Origin of the sequence: Brevundimonas albigilva, from assembly GCF_023573565.1 — a bacterium.
GTDB lineage: Bacteria > Pseudomonadota > Alphaproteobacteria > Caulobacterales > Caulobacteraceae > Brevundimonas > Brevundimonas albigilva.
The window spans coordinates 1,037,705-1,056,356 of sequence record NZ_CP097649.1; the positions used below are offsets into that span (position 1 = coordinate 1,037,705).

Consider the following 18,652-nt stretch of genomic DNA (forward strand, 5'->3'; position numbering starts at 1 on the left):
CCCGCCAGAACTCCGGCGGGAATGAGGGGCGGCGTTTACACCGGGGGGCGTTCCGGGGCAAGAGGCGGGCGCAATGACCGACCGATACGACGCCACCGATTATTCCGCCCGGGCCGAGGCCCAGGGACGTCCCGGCGCCGGCGCGGTGCTGGCCGAGCAGATGGCCGACGCCGGGGACAAGCGCGCGCGCCGCCGCGACATCCGCCCCCTGGCCCGGTTGATCCCCTTTGCGATGCGGCACAAGGGCCATGCGCTGGCGGCGCTGTTCTGGCTGGTGGCGGCGGCCGCGTCGTCCCTGTCGCTGACGGCCCTGGCGCGCGGGGCCATCGACCACGGGTTCGAGGACGGCGGCCGGAACCTGAACTTCTGGTTCCTGCTGCTGGGGGCCAACGCCCTGTTCCTGGGCGTTTCGTCGGCGGCGCGCTACTATTTCGTCACCCGCACCGGCGAGCGGACCATCGCCGACCTGCGCAAGGGTCTGTTCGGGCGCATCCTGACCCTGGACCCGTCCTTCTACGCCCGGATGCGGACGGGCGAGGTGCTGTCGCGCCTGACCACCGACATCGCCCTGGTCGACACCCTGATGACGACCTCCATCTCGTTCGCGCTGAGGAACTTCCTGACCCTTATCGGCGGCTTGGCCCTGCTGTTCGTGGTCAGCCCCAAGCTGACGGGCCTGGTGCTGCTGATCGTGCCCTTCCTGCTGGGACCGATCTTCCTGTTCGGCCGCAAGGTGCGCAAGCTGACCGTCGCCTCCCAGGACCGGTTCGCCGGCGCCGTGGGCTTCGCCGGAGAGAGCGTGGACGCCATCGAGACGGTCCAGGCCTTCGGGCGCGGCGACAGCGCCATCGCCCGCTTCGGCGCGGCGGTCGAGGACGCCTTCGACGCCTCTCTCAAGCGGATGAAGGCCCGCGCGTTGATGACCGCCATGATCATCGTGGTGATGTTCGGCGGCGTGACCCTGGTGCTGTGGCTGGGGGCGCTGGACGTGGTGTCGGGCGTGATGTCGCCGGGCGCGCTGCTGCAGTTCGTGCTGCTGTCGGTCTTCACCGCCGGCGCGGTCGGCGCGCTGGGCGAAAGCTGGGGCGACGTGCAGAAGGCCGCCGGCGCCATGGAGCGGATCGAGGAGCTGATGCGGGCCACGCCGGGCATCGCCGCGCCCGCCCATCCGCGCGCCCTGCCGCAACCCCCGCGCGGCGAGGTGTCGATGTCGGCGGTCCAGTTCGCCTATCCGGGGCGGCCCGACCTGCCGGCGCTCAAGGGCTTCAGCCTGACGGTGCGGCCGGGCGAGACGGTGGCGCTGGTCGGCCCGTCCGGCGCGGGCAAGTCGACGGTGTTCCGCCTGCTGCTGCGCTTCTACGACCCGCAGTCGGGGCTGGTGTCGGTGGACGGCGTGGACGTGCGCGACGCCGACCCGGTCCAGGTGCGCGATCGCTTCGCCTGGGTGTCGCAGGAGACGCCGCTGTTCTCGGGCTCGGCGCTGGAGAACATCCGTTTCGGCCGCGAGGACGCCACGGTCGAGGAGGCCCGCGCCGTCGCCGAGAAGGCCCAGGCCCTGACCTTCCTGGACGCCCTGCCGGAAGGGTTCGACACGCCGCTGGGCGAGCGCGGCAAGAGCCTGTCGGGCGGCCAGCGCCAGCGCCTGGCCATCGCCCGCGCCCTGGTCCGCGACGCGCCGATCCTGCTGCTGGACGAGGCCACCAGCGCCCTGGACGCCGAAAGCGAGCGCCTGGTCCAGGCGGCCTTGGACCAGGCGATGGAGGAGCGCACCACCCTGGTCATCGCCCACCGCCTGGCCACGGTCCTGCGCGCCGACCGCATCGTGGTCATGGACGACGGCCGCGTGGTGGAGGAGGGGACGCACGCCGAACTGGTCGCGCGCGGCGGCCTCTACGCCCGGCTGGCGGAACTGCAGTTCCGGGGCACCTGACGGTCCCCTTCGTCCCGTCGTCCCCTGGCGTGGCCCGACGATGGCGGGACGGGGGAAGCCGAGGCGTCAGGGCGTCGAAGCCTCGACCTTTTCCAGCCCCTCGCGCGCCAGGCCCGGAAAGTCGCTGAACACCGCATCCACGCCCGTCCTCGCCAGGTCGCGGACATAGGCCGGCATGTCGCCGTGGGCGGCGAAGTCCTGGCCGCGCCGATGTTCCGTCGGCAGAAAGGCGTTCTCGGCCCGCGCTGTCCAGACGACGACCTTCAGCCCCGCCGCATGGGCGTCGGCCACGATCCGGCTGGGCGCGCCCGAGCGTCCTTCGGCGTCGCGCGGCAGGACCAGCGTCATCTCGGGCGCGACCCAGGCGGCGTAGCCGGCGATCCTGCCCAGCCCCTCCGCCGTGATCATCTCGGCATAGGATTGCTGCGGCCGATCCGCGGGGGCGCCGGAGCCGTTGATCAACTGCGCCAGCGGCGCGTCGATACGCATCGACAACCGCTCCAGCGGCCCCACCTCGAAACACTGGATCAGGATCGGGGCGTCGGCGCCCGTCAGGCCCAGCTTTTCCAGTTCGGCGACGAACCGATCCTCCATCGGCAGGCCGATCGAGGCGAAATAGGTGGGGTGCTTCAGTTCCGGCGCGACGGCGATGGTCCGCCCGGTCCGCGCGGACGCCTCGCGGGCGAGGGCCGCCACCTCGTCGAAGGTCAGGATCGGATCGCGGTCGTTGAAGGCGACATTGCCCGTTCGCACCTGCGGCAGCCTCTCCCGGGCCCGCAGCGTCTTCAGTTCGGCCAGGGTGAAGTCCTCGGTGAACCAGCCGCTGGTCTCCACGCCGTCGATGACCTTGGTCGTGCGGCGGGCGGCGAACTCGGGCCGGTCGGCCACGTCTGTCGTGCCGCCGATCTCGTTCTCGTGGCGGCTGACGAAGACGCCGTCCCTGGTCAGGACCAGGTCGGGCTCGATCACGTCCGCGCCCTGTTCGATCGCCAGCTCATAGGCCGCCCGCGTGTGCTCGGGCCGTTCGCCGGACGCGCCGCGATGGGCGATGATCAGCGGCGACTGGGCCACGGCGGGCGCTCCGGCGAGCAGGGTCAGGGCGGTCACGATGGCGCGGATCATGCGCCCTGGGTAGGGCGCCGACGCGACAGGCCGGTGACGATCACGCCGCCTGCAGCACCTTGCGCAGGGCGGGGTGAAGTTCGGCGTTGGTGGCCAGGATGCTGGCGCCCGTCTTGGGGTCTCCATCGGGCTCGATGGTCGTGACCGTGCCGCCGGCCTCGGTGACGAACAGGACGCCCGCCGCCACGTCCCAGGGCTTCAGATTGCGCTCGTAATAGGCGTCGTACCGCCCCGCCGCGACCCAGGCGAAGTCCAGGGCGGCCGAGCCCAGGCGGCGGATGCCCGCGACCCGCTGGCCCACCGCATGGATGTCCTTGATGGCCTGGGCGTGGCCCGTCTTGCCGATGAAGGGCAGGCCGGTGGCGACCAGGCTGTCGGCCAGGTCCTTGCGGCCCGAGACGCGGATGCGCTGGTCGTTCAGATAGCAGCCCTTGCCCTTTTCGGCCCAGAACAGCTCGTTCATCACGGGGTTGTAGGTGACGCCGGCCACGATCTCGGACGACCCGTCCGGCGCGCGCCGCTCCAGCCCCACCGTGATGGCGAAGTGGGGCATGGCGTGCATGAAGTTGGTGGTGCCGTCGATCGGGTCCACGATCCAGGTGTGGGACTTGTCCGTGCCCTCGACCAGGCCGCGCTCCTCGCCCAGGAAGCCGTAGCCGGGGCGGGCCTTGGTCAGCAGTTCGAACAGCGTCTCCTCGGCCTTCAGGTCGGCGGCGGTGACGAAATCGCCGGGCCCCTTGCGCGACACCTGAAGCTGCGAGACCTCGCCGAAGTCGCGCATCATCGGGCGGGCGGTCTTGCGAACCGCGTCGGTCATCACTTGAAGAAGGGCGGAGGCGAGGGCCATCGAGGATCTCCTGGTCCGCAGGTCCTTGAAAGGCGTCGAGCCCGGACAGGCGGAGAAGTTCAAAAAGGGACCGGCCCGAACGGGCCGGTGGTCTTAGTCCGCGCGGCGGACGTATTCGCCGGTCGTGGTGTCGACGACGATCTTTTCGCCGGCCGACATGTACGGCGGGATCATGATGCGCACGCCGTTCGAGGCGAGGGCGGGCTTGTAGGACGAAGAGGCGGTCTGGCCCTTCACCGTGGGCTCGGTCTCGGCGACTTCCAGCACGACCTGTTCCGGCAGCTCCAGGCCGATCGGACGCTCTTCGTGCATCTCGATGACGACCTTCATGCCTTCCTGCAAATAGGGGATGCGTTCGTCCCCGACCCAGTCCTTCTGCAGTTCGATCTGCTCGTAGGTGGCGTCGTCCATGAACACCAGGCTGTCGCCGTTGTCGAACAGATAGGAGAAGTCCTTCTGTTCCAGCGTCACGCGCTCGACCTTGTCTTCCGAGCGGAAACGTTCGTTCAGCTTGTTGCCGGTCTCGAGGTTCTTGGCCTCGACGTTGGCGAAGGCGCCGCCCTTGCCGGGCTTGACGTGGCTGGCCTTGGTGACGACCCACAGGCCGCCGTTATGCTGCAGGACCATGCCGGGCTTGATGGTGTTGCCGTTGATCTTCATGGATTCACATGGGGAAAGAGCGGGCCGCGCGGCCGAGGCGGCGGGGCGAACAGGGCGCGATCCCTAGAGGAAGCCCCGGCAAAGGGCAAGCTGGCGCGCGTCTCAGTGCAGGGTGCGTTCGCGGGCGGCCTCGTCGGCCTTGCGATGCAGGAAGTTGCCCAGCCGCACCCCGGACCCGGTGGGCGAAGCCATCTTGCCCGCGCCTTCGTCCAGCTTGCGCGCCTCGTGGGCGAAGGCGGCGGCCAGGCCGGCCGCCGACATCGCGGCTGCGACCTGCTTCCACATCGACGACGGCCGCAGGCCCAGCCAGACGGCGTTGACGGTCTGGGCCGCGGCCCACAGCGCCATCGCCACCGTGCGCTCGCGCCGGGGCGGGGCGTTCCAGACGCGCACCGCCGACAGGGTGGTGGCGGAAAACACCGCCGGCAGGATCAGGCTGAACGCCCCGCGCGGCTTTTCCGTCACCGGCAGGTCGCGGTTCCGGACGTGCTTCAGCGTGCGTTTGGGCCGCAGCGCGCCCGAGGCGATGCCCGAGGCCAGCAGCGCGAAACCGACCGTCAGGGCCACGCCCAGGGCGACGTGCCCCACGCTGCGGCCCTCGCTGTTGAGGAAGTCTGTGGCGGCGTCCCTCACGTCGTCGATGGCGTCGTCGATGTCGGTCATGGTCGGCTCCCAGCTGCCTCTTCGAAAAGGGCTAATGACCGGGACCGACCCGGGTTCCGTCAGCCGCCGGTGGCCGCGCCTTCGGTGACGATCTCCTTCATCGCCGACTGCAGATAGTTCTGCGCGCCCATCAGCTCGATCAGCTTGTGCTGGTTCTCCAGGAAGTCGATGTGCTCTTCCGTGTCGGCCAGGATCTTCATCAGCAGGTCGCGGCTGACATAGTCGCGCGTCTCTTCGCATTGGGTCACGGCGGCCGCCGTCGCCGCGCGGCTGTCGATCTCCAGCTGCAGGTCGGCGCTCAGGCATTCGATCGGCTCTTCGCCGACCTTCAGCTTGTGCAGATCCTGCAGGTTGGGCAGGCCGTCCAGGAACAGGATGCGCTTGATCAACATGTCGGCGTGCTTCATCTCGCCGATCGATTCCCGGTAGATCACGTCGCCCAGGTGCGCCAGGCCCCAGCTTTCGAACATCCGGGCGTGCAGGAAATACTGGTTCACCGCCGTCAGTTCATTGGTCAGCACCGCGTTCAGGGTGCGGATGATCGCGGGATCGCCCTTCATGGCTCTTGTCCTTCGTCGCGACGGGCCAAGCGCGCCGTCCTTCGAGCCGTGGATATCACAGTAAAACCCGCGTTGTTTATTTGCGAGTTTTTATCACTACATTGATAGTGCGAGTGATTTTCGGACGCGGAAAGACTATTCGGCCGCCAGGGCGAAGGCTTCGTGGCTGTCCTGGATCATCTGGCGCATCTCGCAGACGCACTTGGCGCACTGGGCCTGGCACTGGTGGCGGGCGAAGATGTCGCGCGGGCGGCAGGCGCCGGCCTCGATGGCCTGGGCGACGTCACGCTGGCGAAGACCGTTGCAGTTGCAGACGTACACGAGGGATCACGCGTTCGATGAGACTGATAATGGTTCTCTATAGCGAGGATAAAGGCGATTGCAAGTCGTTCGCACGCCTGCGCCGTTGACGCGGCGAGCGGGGCGGCGCAGGGCGAAGGCATGGCGCGTGAACCTCGCATTTCCGACCGGCCGCCGTGCCGGCTCTATCTGATCACCCCGCCCGCGATCGCCGATCTGCAGGCGTTCGCCGGGCGTCTGGAGACGGCCCTGGCCGCCGGCGACGTCGCGGCGCTGCAGATCCGGCTGAAGCCCGCCGACGACGACACGATCCGCCGCGCCGTGGCCGTGCTGGCGCCGGTCGCGCGACGGCGCGGCGTCGCCGTCATCCTGAACGACCGGCCCGACCTGGCGCGAGAGACGGGATGCGACGGGGTGCACATCGGGCAGGGGGACGCCTCCCTGGCCGACGCGCGCCGCATCATGGGGCCGGACGCCATGATCGGCGTGACCTGTCACGACGACCGCGACCTGGCCTGGGACGCCGCCGAAGCGGGGGCCGACTACGTCGCCTTCGGCGCCTTCTTTCCCACCGACACCAAGGTCACGACCCATCGACCCCCGCTCGACCTGCTGACGGAATGGCAGGAGACGGTCGAGGTCCCTTGCGTCGCCATCGGCGGCATAACGGTCGAGACGGCGGCCGAGACGGCCCGGGCCGGGGCCGACTTCGTGGCGGTCAGCGCCGGCGTCTGGAGCTATGGCGAAGGTGAAGCCGCCGCCGTTAAGGCGTTCAATCTTGCGTTGAAAACCTGATCTCAGGGGAATCTTAGGGAAGATCGGCCACTCTGCGGAACAGTGAAGTTCAGCGAGTCCCACATGACCATGAGCCCTGCGCTCGACGTCAAGTCCGAGGTCCGCCCCCAGGGCGCGCCGGCCGTCGCCCTGGAGGCCGGCCGGATCGACCTGTTCGCGCACCCGATGGTGCCGGTGGTCACGGCGCTGGCGGTCGCGATCCTTGTCGCCCTGGCGGTCGGCTATGCGCGAACCTCGGGCCTCATCGTGGGCCTTTGGGCGGCGGGCGGCGTCGCGGTCGCCGTCTGGCTCAGGACAAGTCGCGGGCGGCGACATGATCTGGCGCTGGGCTCCATCCTGGCGGGCAGCATCCTGATCGGCGAGATCGTGGCGGGAAACCCGCCCGCCCTGTCGATGCTGTTCACCGCCACCAACATGGTGGAGATTGACGTGACCCCCGTTTCTCATCCAGCCATAACGAGAGTCCTAGGTTGATCTGAGCCGTGATTGGCTGGGTTGGCAAGAGGCCGGTCTGCGCAGCCATCAACCAGCGCAGCAGGCCGGCCGATGTTTCCGGTGAGCGCTTCTGCATAAGCCTGCGGCGTCAGCCACCCGAGCTTCGAGTGCGGACGCTGCTCGTTGTAATCGCGTCGCCACGCCTCCAGCACGGCGCGAGCGTGCGGCAGCGAGCGGAACAGCGTCTCGTTCAGCAGCTCGTCACGCAGCCGCCCGTTGAAGCTTTCGTTGAAGCCGTTCTGCTGGGGCTTGCCCGGTGCGATGTAATGCCAGCCGACGCCGGTGTCGTCGGCCCAGGCCAGGACAGCGTTCGAGGTGTACTCCGTGCCGTTGTCGCTGACGATGGTGTCGGGCCGCCCTCGCTGCCGGATGACGGCGTCCAACTCCCGCACGACCCGCGCGCCCGACAGCGAGGTGTCGGCCACCAGCGCCAGGCACTCGCGCGTGCAGTTATCGATCACCGTCAGGATGCGGAAGCGCCGCCCGTCCGTCATCTGGTCTGCGACGAAGTCCAGCGACCAGCGCTGGTTGGGCGCCAGCGGCAGGTCCAGTGGTCGCCGCGTGCCCATCGCTCGCTTCCGGCCGCCGCGCCGGCGCACCGTCAATCGCTCCTCGCGATAGATCCGCTGGACCCGCTTCCTGTTGACCGCATGGCCCTCGCGCCGCAGCAGCACGTGCAGGCGACGATAGCCGAACCGTCGACGTTCCTGGGCCAGGGCCTTCAGCCGGTCGCGCAGAGCGCCGTCGTCCGGGCGCGTCGCCTGATAGCGCACGCTCGTCCGATCGACGCCCAGAACACGACACGCCCGCCTTTCGCTCATCTCGTAGGCGGCCTGCAGATGGCCAGCCGCCTCGCGATAGCCGGCGGGCGTCACCACTTTTTTCCCAGCACGTCCTTCAGGGCCACGTTGTCCAGCATCGCGTCCGCCAGCATCCGCTTCAGCCGGGCGTTCTCATCCTCGAGCGCCTTGAGCCGCCGAGCCTCCGACACGTCGAGCCCGCCAAACTTGGCCTTCCATTTATAAAAGGTCGCCGAGCTGACCCCGTGGCGTCGGCACACCTCCGCCGTCGCCACACCGGCCTCCTGCTCCCGCAGGATCCCGATGATCTGCTCTTCCGTGAACCTCGATCGCTTCATTCTGTCCGTCCTTCGTTGGGCGGACTCTAGCTATTCCTGGAGGAGTTTCAGGGGGTCACGTCAAGATCGTCACCGCCGTGGTGCTGGCCCGGCGGTTCGCGCCCACGTTGAACGTGTCCAGCCTGACGGGCATCGTCCGCTTCCTGGGATGCGCGGCGCTGGCGCCGCTGCCGGCGGCCGTGCTGTCGGCCGGCGCGCTGAGCCTGTTCGGCGCCGGCGACCTGGTGGAGGCGGCCCAGACCTGGTGGTTCGGCCATGCGCTGGGGATCGCGCTGATCGGCTGCCTGGGGCTGTCGCTGACCCGATCGACCCTGCGGCGCTTCGCCCGGCCCGCGCGCGCGCTGGAGGCGGCGGTGCTGCTGGGCGGGCTGTTCCTGGTCTATTATCTGGCCTTCATGGCGCATGCGCCGATCGGCGCCTTCATGGCGCCGATGCTGTTCCTGATCGCCGTGCGGCTGGGCGTGGCGGGCATGAGCTTCAGCCTGGTCGTGGTCGCCGTCCTGGCCATTGGCGGCGCCATGGAGGGCTACGGCCCCTATTCGCAGGGCCTGACGCCCAGCGAGCAGGTGCTGCGCGCCCAGATGCTGGTGCTCATCGCCTTCGTGCCCGTGCTGCTCGTCGCCGCCCTGCTGGAGGAACGCGACCGGCTGGCCGACCGCGCCAGGCTGGGCCAGATCCGCGCCGAGAAGGCCTCGGAAGCCAAGTCGCGCCTCCTGGCCAATGTCGCCCACGAGATCAAGAGCCCGGTCGCCGGCGTGATCGGCATCGGCGAGTTGTGGGGCAAGGGTCAGCTGGGCCCCGTGACGCCGCAGCAGGCGGAGATGGCCGACATGCTGGTCAAGACCGCCCGCCAGGTGGAGGCGCTGGCCCACGACCTGCTCGACGTGGCGCGGGCGGAGGCGGGCGCGGTCAAGGTCGAGCTGCGACCCACGGACGTGCCCGGCCTGCTGGAGGACGTGCGCCGCTCGGCCATCCTGCGGCCCGAGGCGCGCAACGTCGCGATCGACCTGCTTTGCGAAGGCGACGGGCTGATCGCCCTGGCCGATTCCCAGCGGATGGCCCAGGTCGTCGGCAACCTGGTCACCAATGCCCTGAAGTACGGATCGGCGGGCGAGCGGGTGCTGATGCGGGCCTCGCGCCTGGACGACTGGATCAGGATCGAGGTCACCGACTTCGGGCCCGGACTGACCGCGCAGAAGCAGGCGCAGCTGTTCGAGCCCTTCAACCGCCTGGGGCTGGAGCGGTCGACGATCGAGGGGCACGGCGTCGGCCTGGCCCTGGCCAAGCGGCTGGTGGAGCTGCAGGGCGGTTCGATCGGCGTGATCTCGGCGCCAGGCGAAGGCGCGACCTTCTGGATCCTGCTGCCCAAGGCGTGAGACGCGCCCCGCGCGGCGGCGTGGCCTTGCCGTCGCCGCAGTCGCGGGCGATGGTCGTCGCATGACCGTGCTCGTTCTCGCCGCCGTCCTCCTTTCCGGCCAGGCCGCGCCGCCGGCGCGCTCGGCGACCGACCTGACCCGCGACCTGAACAGCGCGCCGCCGGGCGCGATGACGACCCCCGCGCCCGTCCGGCCGGCGGAGCCTGAAGCCGAACCTGAACCTGAAACCCAAGCCCCGGCGCCGGCTCGCCGTTCGACGCCGCCGCGGGCCGCGACCGCGCCCTCGGTCCCGGCGCCGGAACGCCCGGGGGCGTCGCTGACCCGGGACCTGAACAGCGCCCCGCCCGCCGCCATCATGGCGCCCCCGACCGCGGCGCCCCCGACCGTGGCGCCCTCGACGCGCGCCCCGACCCCGCAGCCGGCTCCGGAACCCGCCCCAGAGCGCGCGCCCGCGCCTGCGCCCGCGCGGGTCCCGGTCGCGGCCCCGCCGCCGACCGCCGCGGCTTCGCCAGCCCCGGCGACGCGGCCCGCGCCGGCGGCGGACACGCCGGCCGATCCGTTGGCGGCCTTGCCGTTTCGGATCGATCTGCCGGCCGGCTTCACGATCGAGCCCTCGGACGCGGGGCCGCAGGCCAAGGTCTATGCCGTGAAGCGCGACGGGCGCAGCTTCGTGATGATCTACCAGGGTCCGGCCTCGCAGTTCCCGATCTATGACGGGCAGTTGATCGACGCTGGCGGCCGGGCCTCGGTGGTGATCGAGCAGGACGGCCGCCGCCGGGCCGTGGAGCACCTGTTCGCCAAGGACCTGGAATCGCGCGAGACCCACGTCTGGCTGTCCTATCTGGACGGAGAGGACAGCCTGCTGGCCGAGCAGATCGCCCAGTCGGTCGAGCCGCGCTGAGCCTTACGTCTCGGACCACACCGCCAGTTCGGTCCCGGCCGGGTCTGTGAAGTGGAAGCGCCGGCCGCCCGGAAAGGCGTAGATGGGCCTTGCCACCGTTCCGCCCGCCGCCTGGACCTTGGCCAGCATGGCTTCCAGGTCGTGGGCGTAGAGGACGGGCAGGGGCGTGCGCGTCCGCTCGGCGGGGTCGGCGTCGAAGCCGCCGTCCAGCCCCTGGTCGAAGGCGGCGTAGGTCGGGCCGTAGTCCTGGAAGGTCCAGCCGAAGGCGTCGGCGTAGAAGGCCCTGGTCGCTCCCAGATCGGTCGCGGGCAGTTCGAGGTAGTCGAGTTTTCCGTCTTCACGCACGGTTGATGCTCCTGTCGATCGCCACCGACATCTGACGCTTGCACGAAGGGCCGATCCGCGCAAACCTGCTAACGGTTCGCAATAGCAGGGAGTCGGGCATGATCGTGATGACCGGATCGACGGGGCTTCTGGCCCTCATGCGAACGGGGCAGGGGCGTGCGGGACCCTCCGCGGCCGAGCGGCCCGCCAACGACCGGCCTCAGGCGCCGTCCAGGAACAGCCGGCAGGCGGGATTGTCGGTCTCCTCCACGTAGGGATAGCCCAGGGCGGCCAGGGCCGCGTCGAAGCGCGCCTGATCCTGGGGCGGGGCGCTGATGCCGGCCAGCACGCGGCCGACGTCGTCGCCGTGGTTGCGATAGTGGAACAGGGTCAGGGCCCATTCTGGCTGCAGGCTGTTGAGGAAGCGCAGGAAGGCGCCCGGCCGCTCGGGGAACTGGAAGCGCAGGATGCGCTCGTGCGGCAGGCCGACGGTGCGGCCGCCGACCATGTAGCGGACGTGCAGCTTGGCCGTTTCGTTGTCGCTCATGTCCTCGACGTCGTAGCCGCCCGCGCGCAGCGCCTGGACCAGGTCCAGCCGTTCGTCCTGGCCGCCGCGCAGGGCCACGCCGACGAAGATCTGCGCCACCCCGTCGCCGGACCAGCGATAGTTGAACTCGGTCACCGACCGGCCGTCCAGGCTGTCGAGGAAGCGGCGATAGTCGTCGCGGTCGTCCTTCATGGTCACGGCCAGCAGGGCCTCGGCGCCCTCGCCCAGCTCGGCCCGCTCGGCGACATGGCGCAGCCGGTCGAAGTTGACGTTGGCGCCCGAATTGATCGCCACCAGCGAGCCGGCGCCGGGATGATCGGCCGCCCAGGCCTTGAGCCCCCCCAGGGCCAGCGCCCCGGCCGGTTCGGCGATGGCGCGGGTGTCGTCGAAGATGTCCTTCACGGCGGCGCAGATGGCGTCGGTGTCGACCAGGACGATCTCGTCCAGCAGGTCGCGGCACAGCCGGAAGGTCAGGTCGCCCGCGCGGCGCACGGCCACGCCGTCAGCGAACAGGCCGACCTCGTTCAGGCTGACCACCTCGCCGGCGGCGATGGCGGTCTTCATGGTGGGGGCGTCCACCGGCTCCACGCCGATGATCTTCGTCTCCGGCCGCAGGAAGCGAAGGATGGCCGCCACCCCCGCCGCCAGGCCGCCGCCGCCGATGGGCAGGAAGACGGCCTCGATCGGATCGGCGTGCTGGCGCGCGATCTCCAGGCCGACCGTGCCCTGGCCGGCGATGACGTCGGGATCGTCGAACGGGTGGATGAAGGTCGCGCCCGTCTCGGCCTCCAGCGAACGGGCATGGGCGTAGGCGTCGTCGAAGCCGTCGCCGTGCAGCACGACCTGGCCGCCCAGGGCGCGCACCGCCGCCACCTTGATGCCCGGCGTGGTGGTCGGCATGACGATGGTCGCCGCCGCCCCGCGCCGCGCCGCCGCCAGCGCCACCCCTTGCGCGTGATTGCCCGCCGAGGCGCAGATGACGCCCCGGGCCAGTTCGGCCTGGGTCAACTGGGCGATGCGATTGTAGGCGCCCCGTATCTTGAACGAGAAGACCGGCTGCAGATCCTCGCGCTTCAGCAGCACCGGACGCGACAGGCGGCCCGACAGGCGCTCCAGCGGGTCGAGAGGCGTTTCCTCGGCCACGTCATAGACGCGGGCGGTGAGGATGCGGCGAAGGGTGTCCTGCATGAAAATGTCGTCTTGGGGCCGTCGGTCGGAAGGATCGCGCTGTCCGTCTAGGCGATGTCGGCCGCCCGGGGAAGGTTGTTGCGGCCACGGCGCCGGCCGCGATTTCGCATCCAACGAAAAAACACAGTGTGAATCGTGTGAATCCGTCGGCCTCCGGGCGCGGCTGCGGATGGCGGCGGCGAAAAAGACCGTGTGAATAGTGTGAATAGTGCGAAATCTCCCTCTGCCGTCCAGCCCGGTCGTCAGCATGAGCATGACACGGTTTCAGGGCGTGGCGGGTCGATGGCGATGTCCCTAGACCATGTCGTTGATTGGTCTTCGATTTCTCGCGAGAAATAGGATGGGGGCGTGGCCTGACGCGCGGCGCGCCGAGTTCGGCCCTTGCTGATGTAACCTGTAGGTTATATGTAACCCATAGGTATCGTTTGCCGGAGGGGGGTATGGATCGGACGTCTGAGAATCTGGCGATGTCGAGGGCGCGGGCCCGGTTGCGGCGACAGCGGTGGCAATGGGGCTTGCTGGGCTTGCTGACGATGGCGGCTTCGGCGTTGTTGGCGGTGTCGGCGACCATGCGCGGCGGATATGCGCTGTTCTCGATGGCCGGTTTGGGCCTGGCCTTTCTGGTTTTGGGTTTGACGGTCGTGCTGGCGTTCGATCTGTGGGGGCAACGCGAAGCAGACCTTGAGGCGGCAAGGATCGGTGGCGGGCGGGATCACGTTCAAAGCGCGGAAGCATTGAACCTGCTCGGGCTAGCTGCATTCGGCCTCGTTTACATGGTGTTTGGCGTCGAAGCGGCCTGGGGAGTCGCCGCGGGCGACGAGGGGCTGCGCGAGGGATATCGAGCGTTGTCTTCACTCGCCATTCCGGTGGCGGTCATGGCTGTGATCCTGGGACGAAAGCAGGCACGAAGGCGGCCAGGCGCCTTGCCGAAGCCAGCGGACGAACTGACGATTTTCTTCCGGCAGGACGCGCTGGTCTGGGCCGTCACGGCGACCTTGATCGCGGCGGCCGTTCTGTTTGTCGCCGGTCTGTTCCAGCCGCCGCTGGCGGTGGCGGGCATGCCCGCGCTGTTCGAACTGGCGGCCTTGACCGCCGCGCTGAGGTATTGGTGGCTGGATCGGCAGGCGTCGCGTGGCTGAGCCCAGATTGCTTGTGCGGTTGAAAGACGTGCGGGTCGAGGCGGGGCTCACGCAGCAAGAACTGGCGGACCGCGCTGGGGTGTCGCGCAAGACGGTGAACACCATCGAGAACCGTGTATTCACGCCTTCGGTCGTGGTGGCGCTGATGCTGGCCAAGGCGTTGGATGCGCCATTGGACGATTTGTTCCGACTGAGCGACTGAACGAAGGCCTTGCGTCCCCCCTGGATCGGCCTACATTGGTCCTGCTTATGCTAACTTTGAGCATAAGGGTAGGGAGTGACGATCATGGCCGACGGCGCCTTTGGTCTGACGAAGGAACTGGAGCGGGAGACCGCCGGGGTGTGGGCCAAGGTCCGCGACCACGTCACGCCGCTGGAATGGCCCGGACAGGCCCGGCTGATCAGCGAGATCAATCGGCTGAAGCGCGAGCGCGACGCGGTGATCCTGGCCCACAACTACATGACGCCCGAAATCTTCCACGGCGTCGGCGACTATGTCGGCGACAGCCTGGGCCTGGCCAAGGAGGCCGCGCGGTCGGACGCCAAGGTGATCGTCCAGGCGGGCGTGCACTTCATGGCCGAGACGTCCAAGATCCTGTCGCCTGAGAAGACGGTGCTGATCCCCGACCTGCGGGCCGGCTGTTCGCTGGCGTCGTCGATCACCGGCGCGGACGTGCGACTGATCAAGCAGCGCTATCCGGGCCTGCCGGTCGTGACCTATGTGAACACCACCGCCGACGTGAAGGCCGAGACCGACATCTGCTGCACATCCGCCAACGCCGTGCAGGTGGTGGAATGGGCGGCCAGGGAATGGGGCGTCGACCGCGTCATCCTGATCCCCGACGAATTCCTGGCGCGCAACGTCGCGGCCCAGACGACGGTGGGCATCATCGCCTGGAAGGGCCATTGCGAGGTGCACAAGCGCTTCACCGTCCAGGACATCGCCGACATGCGCGACGCCTGGCCGGACGCCGAGGTCCTGGCCCACCCCGAATGTCCCGAAGAAATCCTGGCGGCGTCGGACTTCGCCGGATCGACGGCGGCGATGACCGACTATGTCGAGCAGCGAAAGCCCAAGCGGGTGGTGCTGATCACCGAATGTTCGATGGCGTCCAACATCAAGGGCGACGTGCCGGGGGTCGAGTTCGTGGGGCCGTGCAACCTGTGCCCGCACATGAAGCGGATCACCCTGGAGAACATCCGCGACTGCCTGGCGCACATGCAGTTCGAGGTCACCGTGCCGCAAGAGATGCTGGAGCGCGGCCGCCTGGCCGTGCAGCGGATGATCGACCTGCCGCCGCCGGTGAAGCCGGCGCGCTACGATCTGGTCAAGGCGCGCCACCACGTCGATGTGGAGCTGATCTGAGGCGCGGCGTTCGGTCCCCTCGTCGGGACCGGGCGCGAGGCCCATCTGAACCGCCATGAGCGACACCGAAAACACCCTTCGCAAGCCGGGCCGCGCCCCAGGCCCCTGGGACCCCAAGCCCGAGGCCGCCCCCGTCGCCGGGCCGGCCCGCGCCACGGCCCCCGCCGCGGACCAAGCGCCGGTCGAAAAGGACCAGAGCCTGGTCTGGGCCGCGGCCTCCACCCTGCTGATGGGCGGCTTCCTGTGGTGGATCACCGGCAGCGTGATCGTGGCCGGCGCCATCCTGTTCGGCCTGTTCGTGCACGAGGCGGGGCACGCCCTGGTGATGAACGGCGTGGGCATGGGGCCGGCGCGCATCTACATCATTCCGTTCCTGGGCGGTCTGGCCAAGGGCCGGCGCGAGCCCCGAAGCGAATGGGACGGGGTGCTGGTGTCGCTGGCGGGGCCGGCGTTCGGCCTTCTGGCCATGATCCCCTTCGTCGCCGTCGGCCTGGCGACCGGGCAGGGCGAGTGGATGGCGGGCGCCTTCTTCATCGCCATGCTGAACCTGGTGAACCTGGTTCCCGCGCCGCCGCTGGACGGCTCCAAGGCGCTGGGGCCGGTGCTGACCCGGGTGCATCCGCGGCTGGAGCAGGTCGTGCTGCTGGTCATCGGCGCGGCCGTGGTCTGGTGGGGCGTCTCGACGGGGCGGTTCATCCTGGCGGTCTTCCTGGGCCTGGCGGTCGTCGCGCACCTGAAGCGGGGCGTGTGGCGTCCGGCCTGGGGAACGCTGAGCTGGCTCGAGGCGGGCAAGAGCCTGGGTCTGTATCTGCTGACGGCGGCGCTGTGCGGCGCGGCGGCCGTGGGCGCCCTGCTGCCGGTGGCGGAGGGTTCGCCCGCCGACGCCGTGCGGCTGGGCCTGGCCTATCTGGGGTTCGGGCGATGAACCGCGTGCGCCATGACGGGGTGCTGGTGGTCGGCGCGGGCCTGGCGGGGCTGTCGGCGGCGCTGGAGGCGGCGCGCGCGGGGGCCAGGGTGCTGGTCGTCACGCCCGAGCCGCTGCTGAGCGGCTGTTCCTCGGCCTGGGCGCAGGGCGGAATGGCGGCGGCGCTGACCGCGGCGGATTCGCCCGTCCTGCACGCCCGCGACACCGAGGCGGCCGGCGCCGGCCTGGTCGAGGCCGAGGCGGCGCGCGCGCTGACGGACCGGGGCCGCGAGACGGTGGAGTGGCTGGCCGCCCTGGGCGCGCCGTTCGACCGGGACGCCGACGGCGGCTTCGTCGTCAGCCTGGAGGCGGCGCACAGCGTGGCCCGCGTCGCCCGCGTGGGCGGCGACGGGGCCGGGCGGGCCATCCTGTCGGCCGTGGTCACGGCCGTGCGCGCCGAGAAGGCGATCGAGGTCTGGGAAGACGCCCGGCTGACCGGCCTGTTGCAGGACGAGACGGGCCGCGTGGTCGGCGCGGCGGTGGGGCGCGGCGGGGCCGGGCGACGCCTGGAGATCGTCGCGCGAGCCGTGGTGCTGGCGACCGGCGGCGCGGGCGGCCTCTACGCCGCGACGACCACGCCCGGCGCGCTGAAGGGCGAGGGGATGGCGCTGGCCGCCCTGGCCGGGGCCGAAATCCTGGATCCCGAGTTCGTGCAGTTTCATCCCACGGCGATGGACGTGGGGCTGGACCCCGCGCCGCTGGCGACCGAGGCGCTGCGTGGCGAGGGGGCGCGGCTGATCGACGGGGCCGGACGGTTCCTGCTGGGCCAGGCGGCCGACGCCGACCTGAAGCCGCGCGACGTGGTGGCGCGGGCCGTCCATGCGGCGCGGATGCAGGGGCGCGGCGCCTTTCTGGATGCGCGCGCAGCGGTGGGCGAGGCCTTCCCGCACGAGTTTCCCGCCGTCTTCGCCGCCTGTCTGAGAAGCGGGCTGGACCCGCGCGTCAGTCCGATCCCGGTGATGGCGGCCTGCCACTATCACATGGGCGGGATCGCCGCCGAGGTCGACGGGCGCACCAGCCTGGCGGGCCTGTACGCGGTCGGAGAGTGCGCCGCGACCGGCGTGCACGGGGCCAACCGGCTGGCGTCCAACTCGCTGCTGGAGGCGGCCGCCTTCGGACGCGGCGCGGGCCGGGCGGCGGCGGCCCAGACCGGAGGCGGGCGGCCGCGCCCGGCGCCCCGGCTGGCCGACCTGCCAGAGGCGGCGCTGGCGGAATTGCGGGCGGCGATGACCGATCATGTCGGGGTGGTGCGGGACGCGGCGGGCCTGTCGGGCGTGCTGGCGCTGATCGACCGGCTGGAGGCCGAGAACGGCCCGGCGGCGCCGCTGATCGCCGCGCGGCTGGTCGTGCAGGCGGCGCTGGACCGGCGCGAAAGCCGGGGCGGGCACTATCGCTCGGACTATCCGGAAACGGCGGCCGAGGCGCGGCGCACGCGGGTGCGCCTGACGCAGCCGGAAATGCTGGCGGCGGAATGATGCGAAGCCTTCCCGACGTCATGATCGAGCCCGTCGTGCGCCTGGCCCTGGCCGAGGACCTGGGGCGGGCCGGGGACGTGACGGCCGCCGCCTGCATTCCGGCGACGGCGCGGATGACGGCGGCCTTCACCGCGCGCAAGCCCGGGGTGCTGGCCGGGATCGACGCGGTGCGGCTGGCCGTGCGGGCGATGGACGCCGAGGCGCGCGTCGACCCGCGTCATCGCGACGGAGAGGCGTTCGAGGCCGGGACGGTGCTGGCGGTGGTCGAGGCGAACGCGCGCGCCTTCCTGTCGGCCGAGCGGACGGCGCTGAACCTGCTGGGCCGGCTGAGCGGGGTGGCGACCCTGACGCGCGCCTATGTCGAGGCCGTCGCGGGCACGAAGGCGCGCATCGCCGACACGCGCAAGACCACGCCGGGCCTGCGGGCGCTGGAGAAGCACGCGGTCGCCTGCGGCGGCGGGATCAACCACCGCTTCGGCCTGGACGACGCCATACTGATCAAGGACAACCACGTGGCCGTCTGCGGCGGGGTGGGGCAGGCCGTGCGCCGCGCCCGCGCCTTCGCGCCGCACCTGATGAAGGTCGAGGTCGAGGTGGACGGGCTGGACCAGCTGGACCAGGTGTTGGCCCTGCTGCCCGAGGGCGTCGGGCCGGACGTCGTCATGCTGGACAACTTCAGCCTGGCGGACCTGCGCCGGGCCGTGCGTCGCGTGGACGGACGGCTGACGCTGGAAGCCTCGGGCGGGGTGGACCTGACCACGGTGCGCGCCATCGCCGAGACCGGCGTCGACGTCATCTCGGTCGGCGCCCTGACCCACTCCGCGCCGAATCTGGACATCGGCCTGGACGCGCTCTGACCCGC

Annotated in this window: 20 protein-coding genes; 11 read left to right on the plus strand and 9 right to left on the minus strand. The window is 70.4% G+C overall.

Going from position 1 to position 18,652, the window contains the following annotated elements; genetic code table 11:
* The first annotated feature begins 73 nt into the window (after positions 1 to 73).
* Positions 74 to 1,930 (plus strand): ABC transporter transmembrane domain-containing protein, encoded by a 1,857-nt coding sequence (locus M8231_RS05115; protein ID WP_250202390.1) that lies wholly within the window; start codon positions 74 to 76, stop codon positions 1,928 to 1,930.
* 66 nt (positions 1,931 to 1,996) lie between these two features.
* Here M8231_RS05115 and M8231_RS05120 read toward each other — a convergent pair whose 3' ends face one another.
* From M8231_RS05120 to M8231_RS05145, 6 genes are all read right to left on the minus strand, one after another.
* Complete coding sequence (locus M8231_RS05120; RefSeq protein WP_249750928.1) at positions 1,997 to 3,052, minus strand: glycerophosphodiester phosphodiesterase; 1,056 nt, start codon at positions 3,050 to 3,052, stop codon at positions 1,997 to 1,999.
* A gap of 40 nt (positions 3,053 to 3,092) precedes the next feature.
* On the minus strand, positions 3,093 to 3,899 hold the full coding sequence (locus M8231_RS05125; protein WP_249750927.1) for an inositol monophosphatase family protein: 807 nt from the start codon (positions 3,897 to 3,899) through the stop codon (positions 3,093 to 3,095).
* A gap of 93 nt (positions 3,900 to 3,992) precedes the next feature.
* Positions 3,993 to 4,559, minus strand: a complete 567-nt coding sequence (efp, locus tag M8231_RS05130) for an elongation factor P (RefSeq protein WP_249750926.1) — start codon at positions 4,557 to 4,559, stop codon at positions 3,993 to 3,995.
* 102 nt (positions 4,560 to 4,661) lie between these two features.
* Entirely contained in the window at positions 4,662 to 5,222 is a 561-nt protein-coding gene (locus tag M8231_RS05135; protein ID WP_250202391.1) for a tryptophan-rich sensory protein, read from the minus strand.
* A 59-nt stretch (positions 5,223 to 5,281) separates the two neighbouring features.
* Positions 5,282 to 5,782, minus strand: a complete 501-nt coding sequence (bfr, locus tag M8231_RS05140) for a bacterioferritin (RefSeq protein ID WP_249750924.1) — start codon at positions 5,780 to 5,782, stop codon at positions 5,282 to 5,284.
* 135 nt (positions 5,783 to 5,917) lie between these two features.
* A complete protein-coding gene (locus tag M8231_RS05145; protein ID WP_249750923.1) occupies positions 5,918 to 6,103 on the minus strand; it encodes a (2Fe-2S)-binding protein in 186 nt (61 codons plus the stop codon).
* 120 nt (positions 6,104 to 6,223) lie between these two features.
* Between M8231_RS05145 and thiE the strand changes: the two genes are divergently transcribed.
* Positions 6,224 to 6,877 carry a thiamine phosphate synthase gene (thiE, locus tag M8231_RS05150; protein WP_250202392.1) on the plus strand — a complete coding sequence of 218 codons (654 nt, stop codon included), beginning with the start codon at positions 6,224 to 6,226 and terminating at the stop codon, positions 6,875 to 6,877.
* A gap of 63 nt (positions 6,878 to 6,940) precedes the next feature.
* Positions 6,941 to 7,351, plus strand: coding sequence for a hypothetical protein (locus tag M8231_RS05155; protein ID WP_250202393.1), 411 nt, complete (start codon positions 6,941 to 6,943; stop codon positions 7,349 to 7,351).
* Here the strand turns inward: M8231_RS05155 and M8231_RS05160 are convergent.
* Positions 7,321 to 8,510, minus strand: a protein-coding gene (locus M8231_RS05160) for an IS3 family transposase (RefSeq protein WP_376785546.1) whose coding sequence is annotated in 2 segments (ribosomal slippage) — positions 7,321 to 8,252 and positions 8,252 to 8,510 — 1,191 coding nt in all. Because the reading frame shifts where the segments join, the coding sequence is not laid out codon by codon here. The genes M8231_RS05155 and M8231_RS05160 overlap by 31 nt on opposite strands.
* 77 nt (positions 8,511 to 8,587) lie before the next feature.
* On the opposite strand from M8231_RS05160, the gene M8231_RS05165 reads away from it, so the two are divergent.
* Both M8231_RS05165 and M8231_RS05170 read left to right on the plus strand, forming a co-directional pair.
* On the plus strand, positions 8,588 to 9,886 hold the full coding sequence (locus M8231_RS05165; RefSeq protein WP_250202394.1) for a sensor histidine kinase: 1,299 nt from the start codon (positions 8,588 to 8,590) through the stop codon (positions 9,884 to 9,886).
* A 61-nt stretch (positions 9,887 to 9,947) separates the two neighbouring features.
* A complete protein-coding gene (locus M8231_RS05170) occupies positions 9,948 to 10,787 on the plus strand; it encodes a hypothetical protein (protein WP_250202395.1) in 840 nt (279 codons plus the stop codon).
* Positions 10,788 to 10,790: 3 nt separating this feature from the next.
* Here M8231_RS05170 and M8231_RS05175 read toward each other — a convergent pair whose 3' ends face one another.
* Complete coding sequence (locus tag M8231_RS05175) at positions 10,791 to 11,132, minus strand: VOC family protein (RefSeq protein ID WP_249750919.1); 342 nt, start codon at positions 11,130 to 11,132, stop codon at positions 10,791 to 10,793.
* A 199-nt stretch (positions 11,133 to 11,331) separates the two neighbouring features.
* A complete protein-coding gene (gene ilvA, locus M8231_RS05180) occupies positions 11,332 to 12,846 on the minus strand; it encodes a threonine ammonia-lyase, biosynthetic (RefSeq protein WP_250202396.1) in 1,515 nt (504 codons plus the stop codon).
* A 524-nt stretch (positions 12,847 to 13,370) separates the two neighbouring features.
* Between ilvA and M8231_RS05185 the strand changes: the two genes are divergently transcribed.
* The 6 genes from M8231_RS05185 (at position 13,371) to nadC (ending at position 18,647) form a co-directional block, all read left to right on the plus strand.
* A complete protein-coding gene (locus tag M8231_RS05185) occupies positions 13,371 to 13,985 on the plus strand; it encodes a hypothetical protein (RefSeq protein ID WP_250202397.1) in 615 nt (204 codons plus the stop codon).
* Positions 13,978 to 14,187: a helix-turn-helix transcriptional regulator gene (locus M8231_RS05190; RefSeq protein ID WP_249750916.1), complete on the plus strand. Its 210-nt coding sequence runs from the start codon at positions 13,978 to 13,980 to the stop codon at positions 14,185 to 14,187. Before M8231_RS05185 ends, M8231_RS05190 begins: the two co-directional genes overlap by 8 nt.
* 84 nt (positions 14,188 to 14,271) lie before the next feature.
* Positions 14,272 to 15,351, plus strand: a complete 1,080-nt coding sequence (gene nadA, locus M8231_RS05195; protein WP_249750915.1) for a quinolinate synthase NadA — start codon at positions 14,272 to 14,274, stop codon at positions 15,349 to 15,351.
* 55 nt (positions 15,352 to 15,406) lie between these two features.
* Entirely contained in the window at positions 15,407 to 16,276 is an 870-nt protein-coding gene (locus M8231_RS05200) for a metalloprotease (protein ID WP_249750914.1), read from the plus strand.
* Positions 16,273 to 17,790, plus strand: coding sequence for an L-aspartate oxidase (locus tag M8231_RS05205; protein ID WP_249750913.1), 1,518 nt, complete (start codon positions 16,273 to 16,275; stop codon positions 17,788 to 17,790). The genes M8231_RS05200 and M8231_RS05205 overlap by 4 nt, the downstream gene beginning before the upstream one ends.
* Positions 17,787 to 18,647: a carboxylating nicotinate-nucleotide diphosphorylase gene (gene nadC, locus M8231_RS05210; RefSeq protein WP_249750912.1), complete on the plus strand. Its 861-nt coding sequence runs from the start codon at positions 17,787 to 17,789 to the stop codon at positions 18,645 to 18,647. Before M8231_RS05205 ends, nadC begins: the two co-directional genes overlap by 4 nt.
* The last annotated feature ends 5 nt before the right edge of the window (positions 18,648 to 18,652 follow it).

Coding starts and splice junctions, on each gene's coding strand:
- thiE (WP_250202392.1), top strand. CDS start 6,224: ATGGCGCGTGAACCTCGCATTTCCGACCGGCCGCCGTGCCGGCTCTAT.
- bfr (WP_249750924.1), bottom strand. CDS start 5,782: ATGAAGGGCGATCCCGCGATCATCCGCACCCTGAACGCGGTGCTGACC.
- nadA (WP_249750915.1), top strand. CDS start 14,272: ATGGCCGACGGCGCCTTTGGTCTGACGAAGGAACTGGAGCGGGAGACC.
- M8231_RS05170 (WP_250202395.1), top strand. CDS start 9,948: ATGACCGTGCTCGTTCTCGCCGCCGTCCTCCTTTCCGGCCAGGCCGCG.
- ilvA (WP_250202396.1), bottom strand. CDS start 12,846: ATGCAGGACACCCTTCGCCGCATCCTCACCGCCCGCGTCTATGACGTG.
- M8231_RS05120 (WP_249750928.1), bottom strand. CDS start 3,052: ATGATCCGCGCCATCGTGACCGCCCTGACCCTGCTCGCCGGAGCGCCC.
- M8231_RS05205 (WP_249750913.1), top strand. CDS start 16,273: ATGAACCGCGTGCGCCATGACGGGGTGCTGGTGGTCGGCGCGGGCCTG.
- M8231_RS05115 (WP_250202390.1), top strand. CDS start 74: ATGACCGACCGATACGACGCCACCGATTATTCCGCCCGGGCCGAGGCC.
- M8231_RS05125 (WP_249750927.1), bottom strand. CDS start 3,899: ATGGCCCTCGCCTCCGCCCTTCTTCAAGTGATGACCGACGCGGTTCGC.
- nadC (WP_249750912.1), top strand. CDS start 17,787: ATGATGCGAAGCCTTCCCGACGTCATGATCGAGCCCGTCGTGCGCCTG.
- efp (WP_249750926.1), bottom strand. CDS start 4,559: ATGAAGATCAACGGCAACACCATCAAGCCCGGCATGGTCCTGCAGCAT.
- M8231_RS05135 (WP_250202391.1), bottom strand. CDS start 5,222: ATGACCGACATCGACGACGCCATCGACGACGTGAGGGACGCCGCCACA.
- M8231_RS05155 (WP_250202393.1), top strand. CDS start 6,941: ATGACCATGAGCCCTGCGCTCGACGTCAAGTCCGAGGTCCGCCCCCAG.
- M8231_RS05200 (WP_249750914.1), top strand. CDS start 15,407: ATGAGCGACACCGAAAACACCCTTCGCAAGCCGGGCCGCGCCCCAGGC.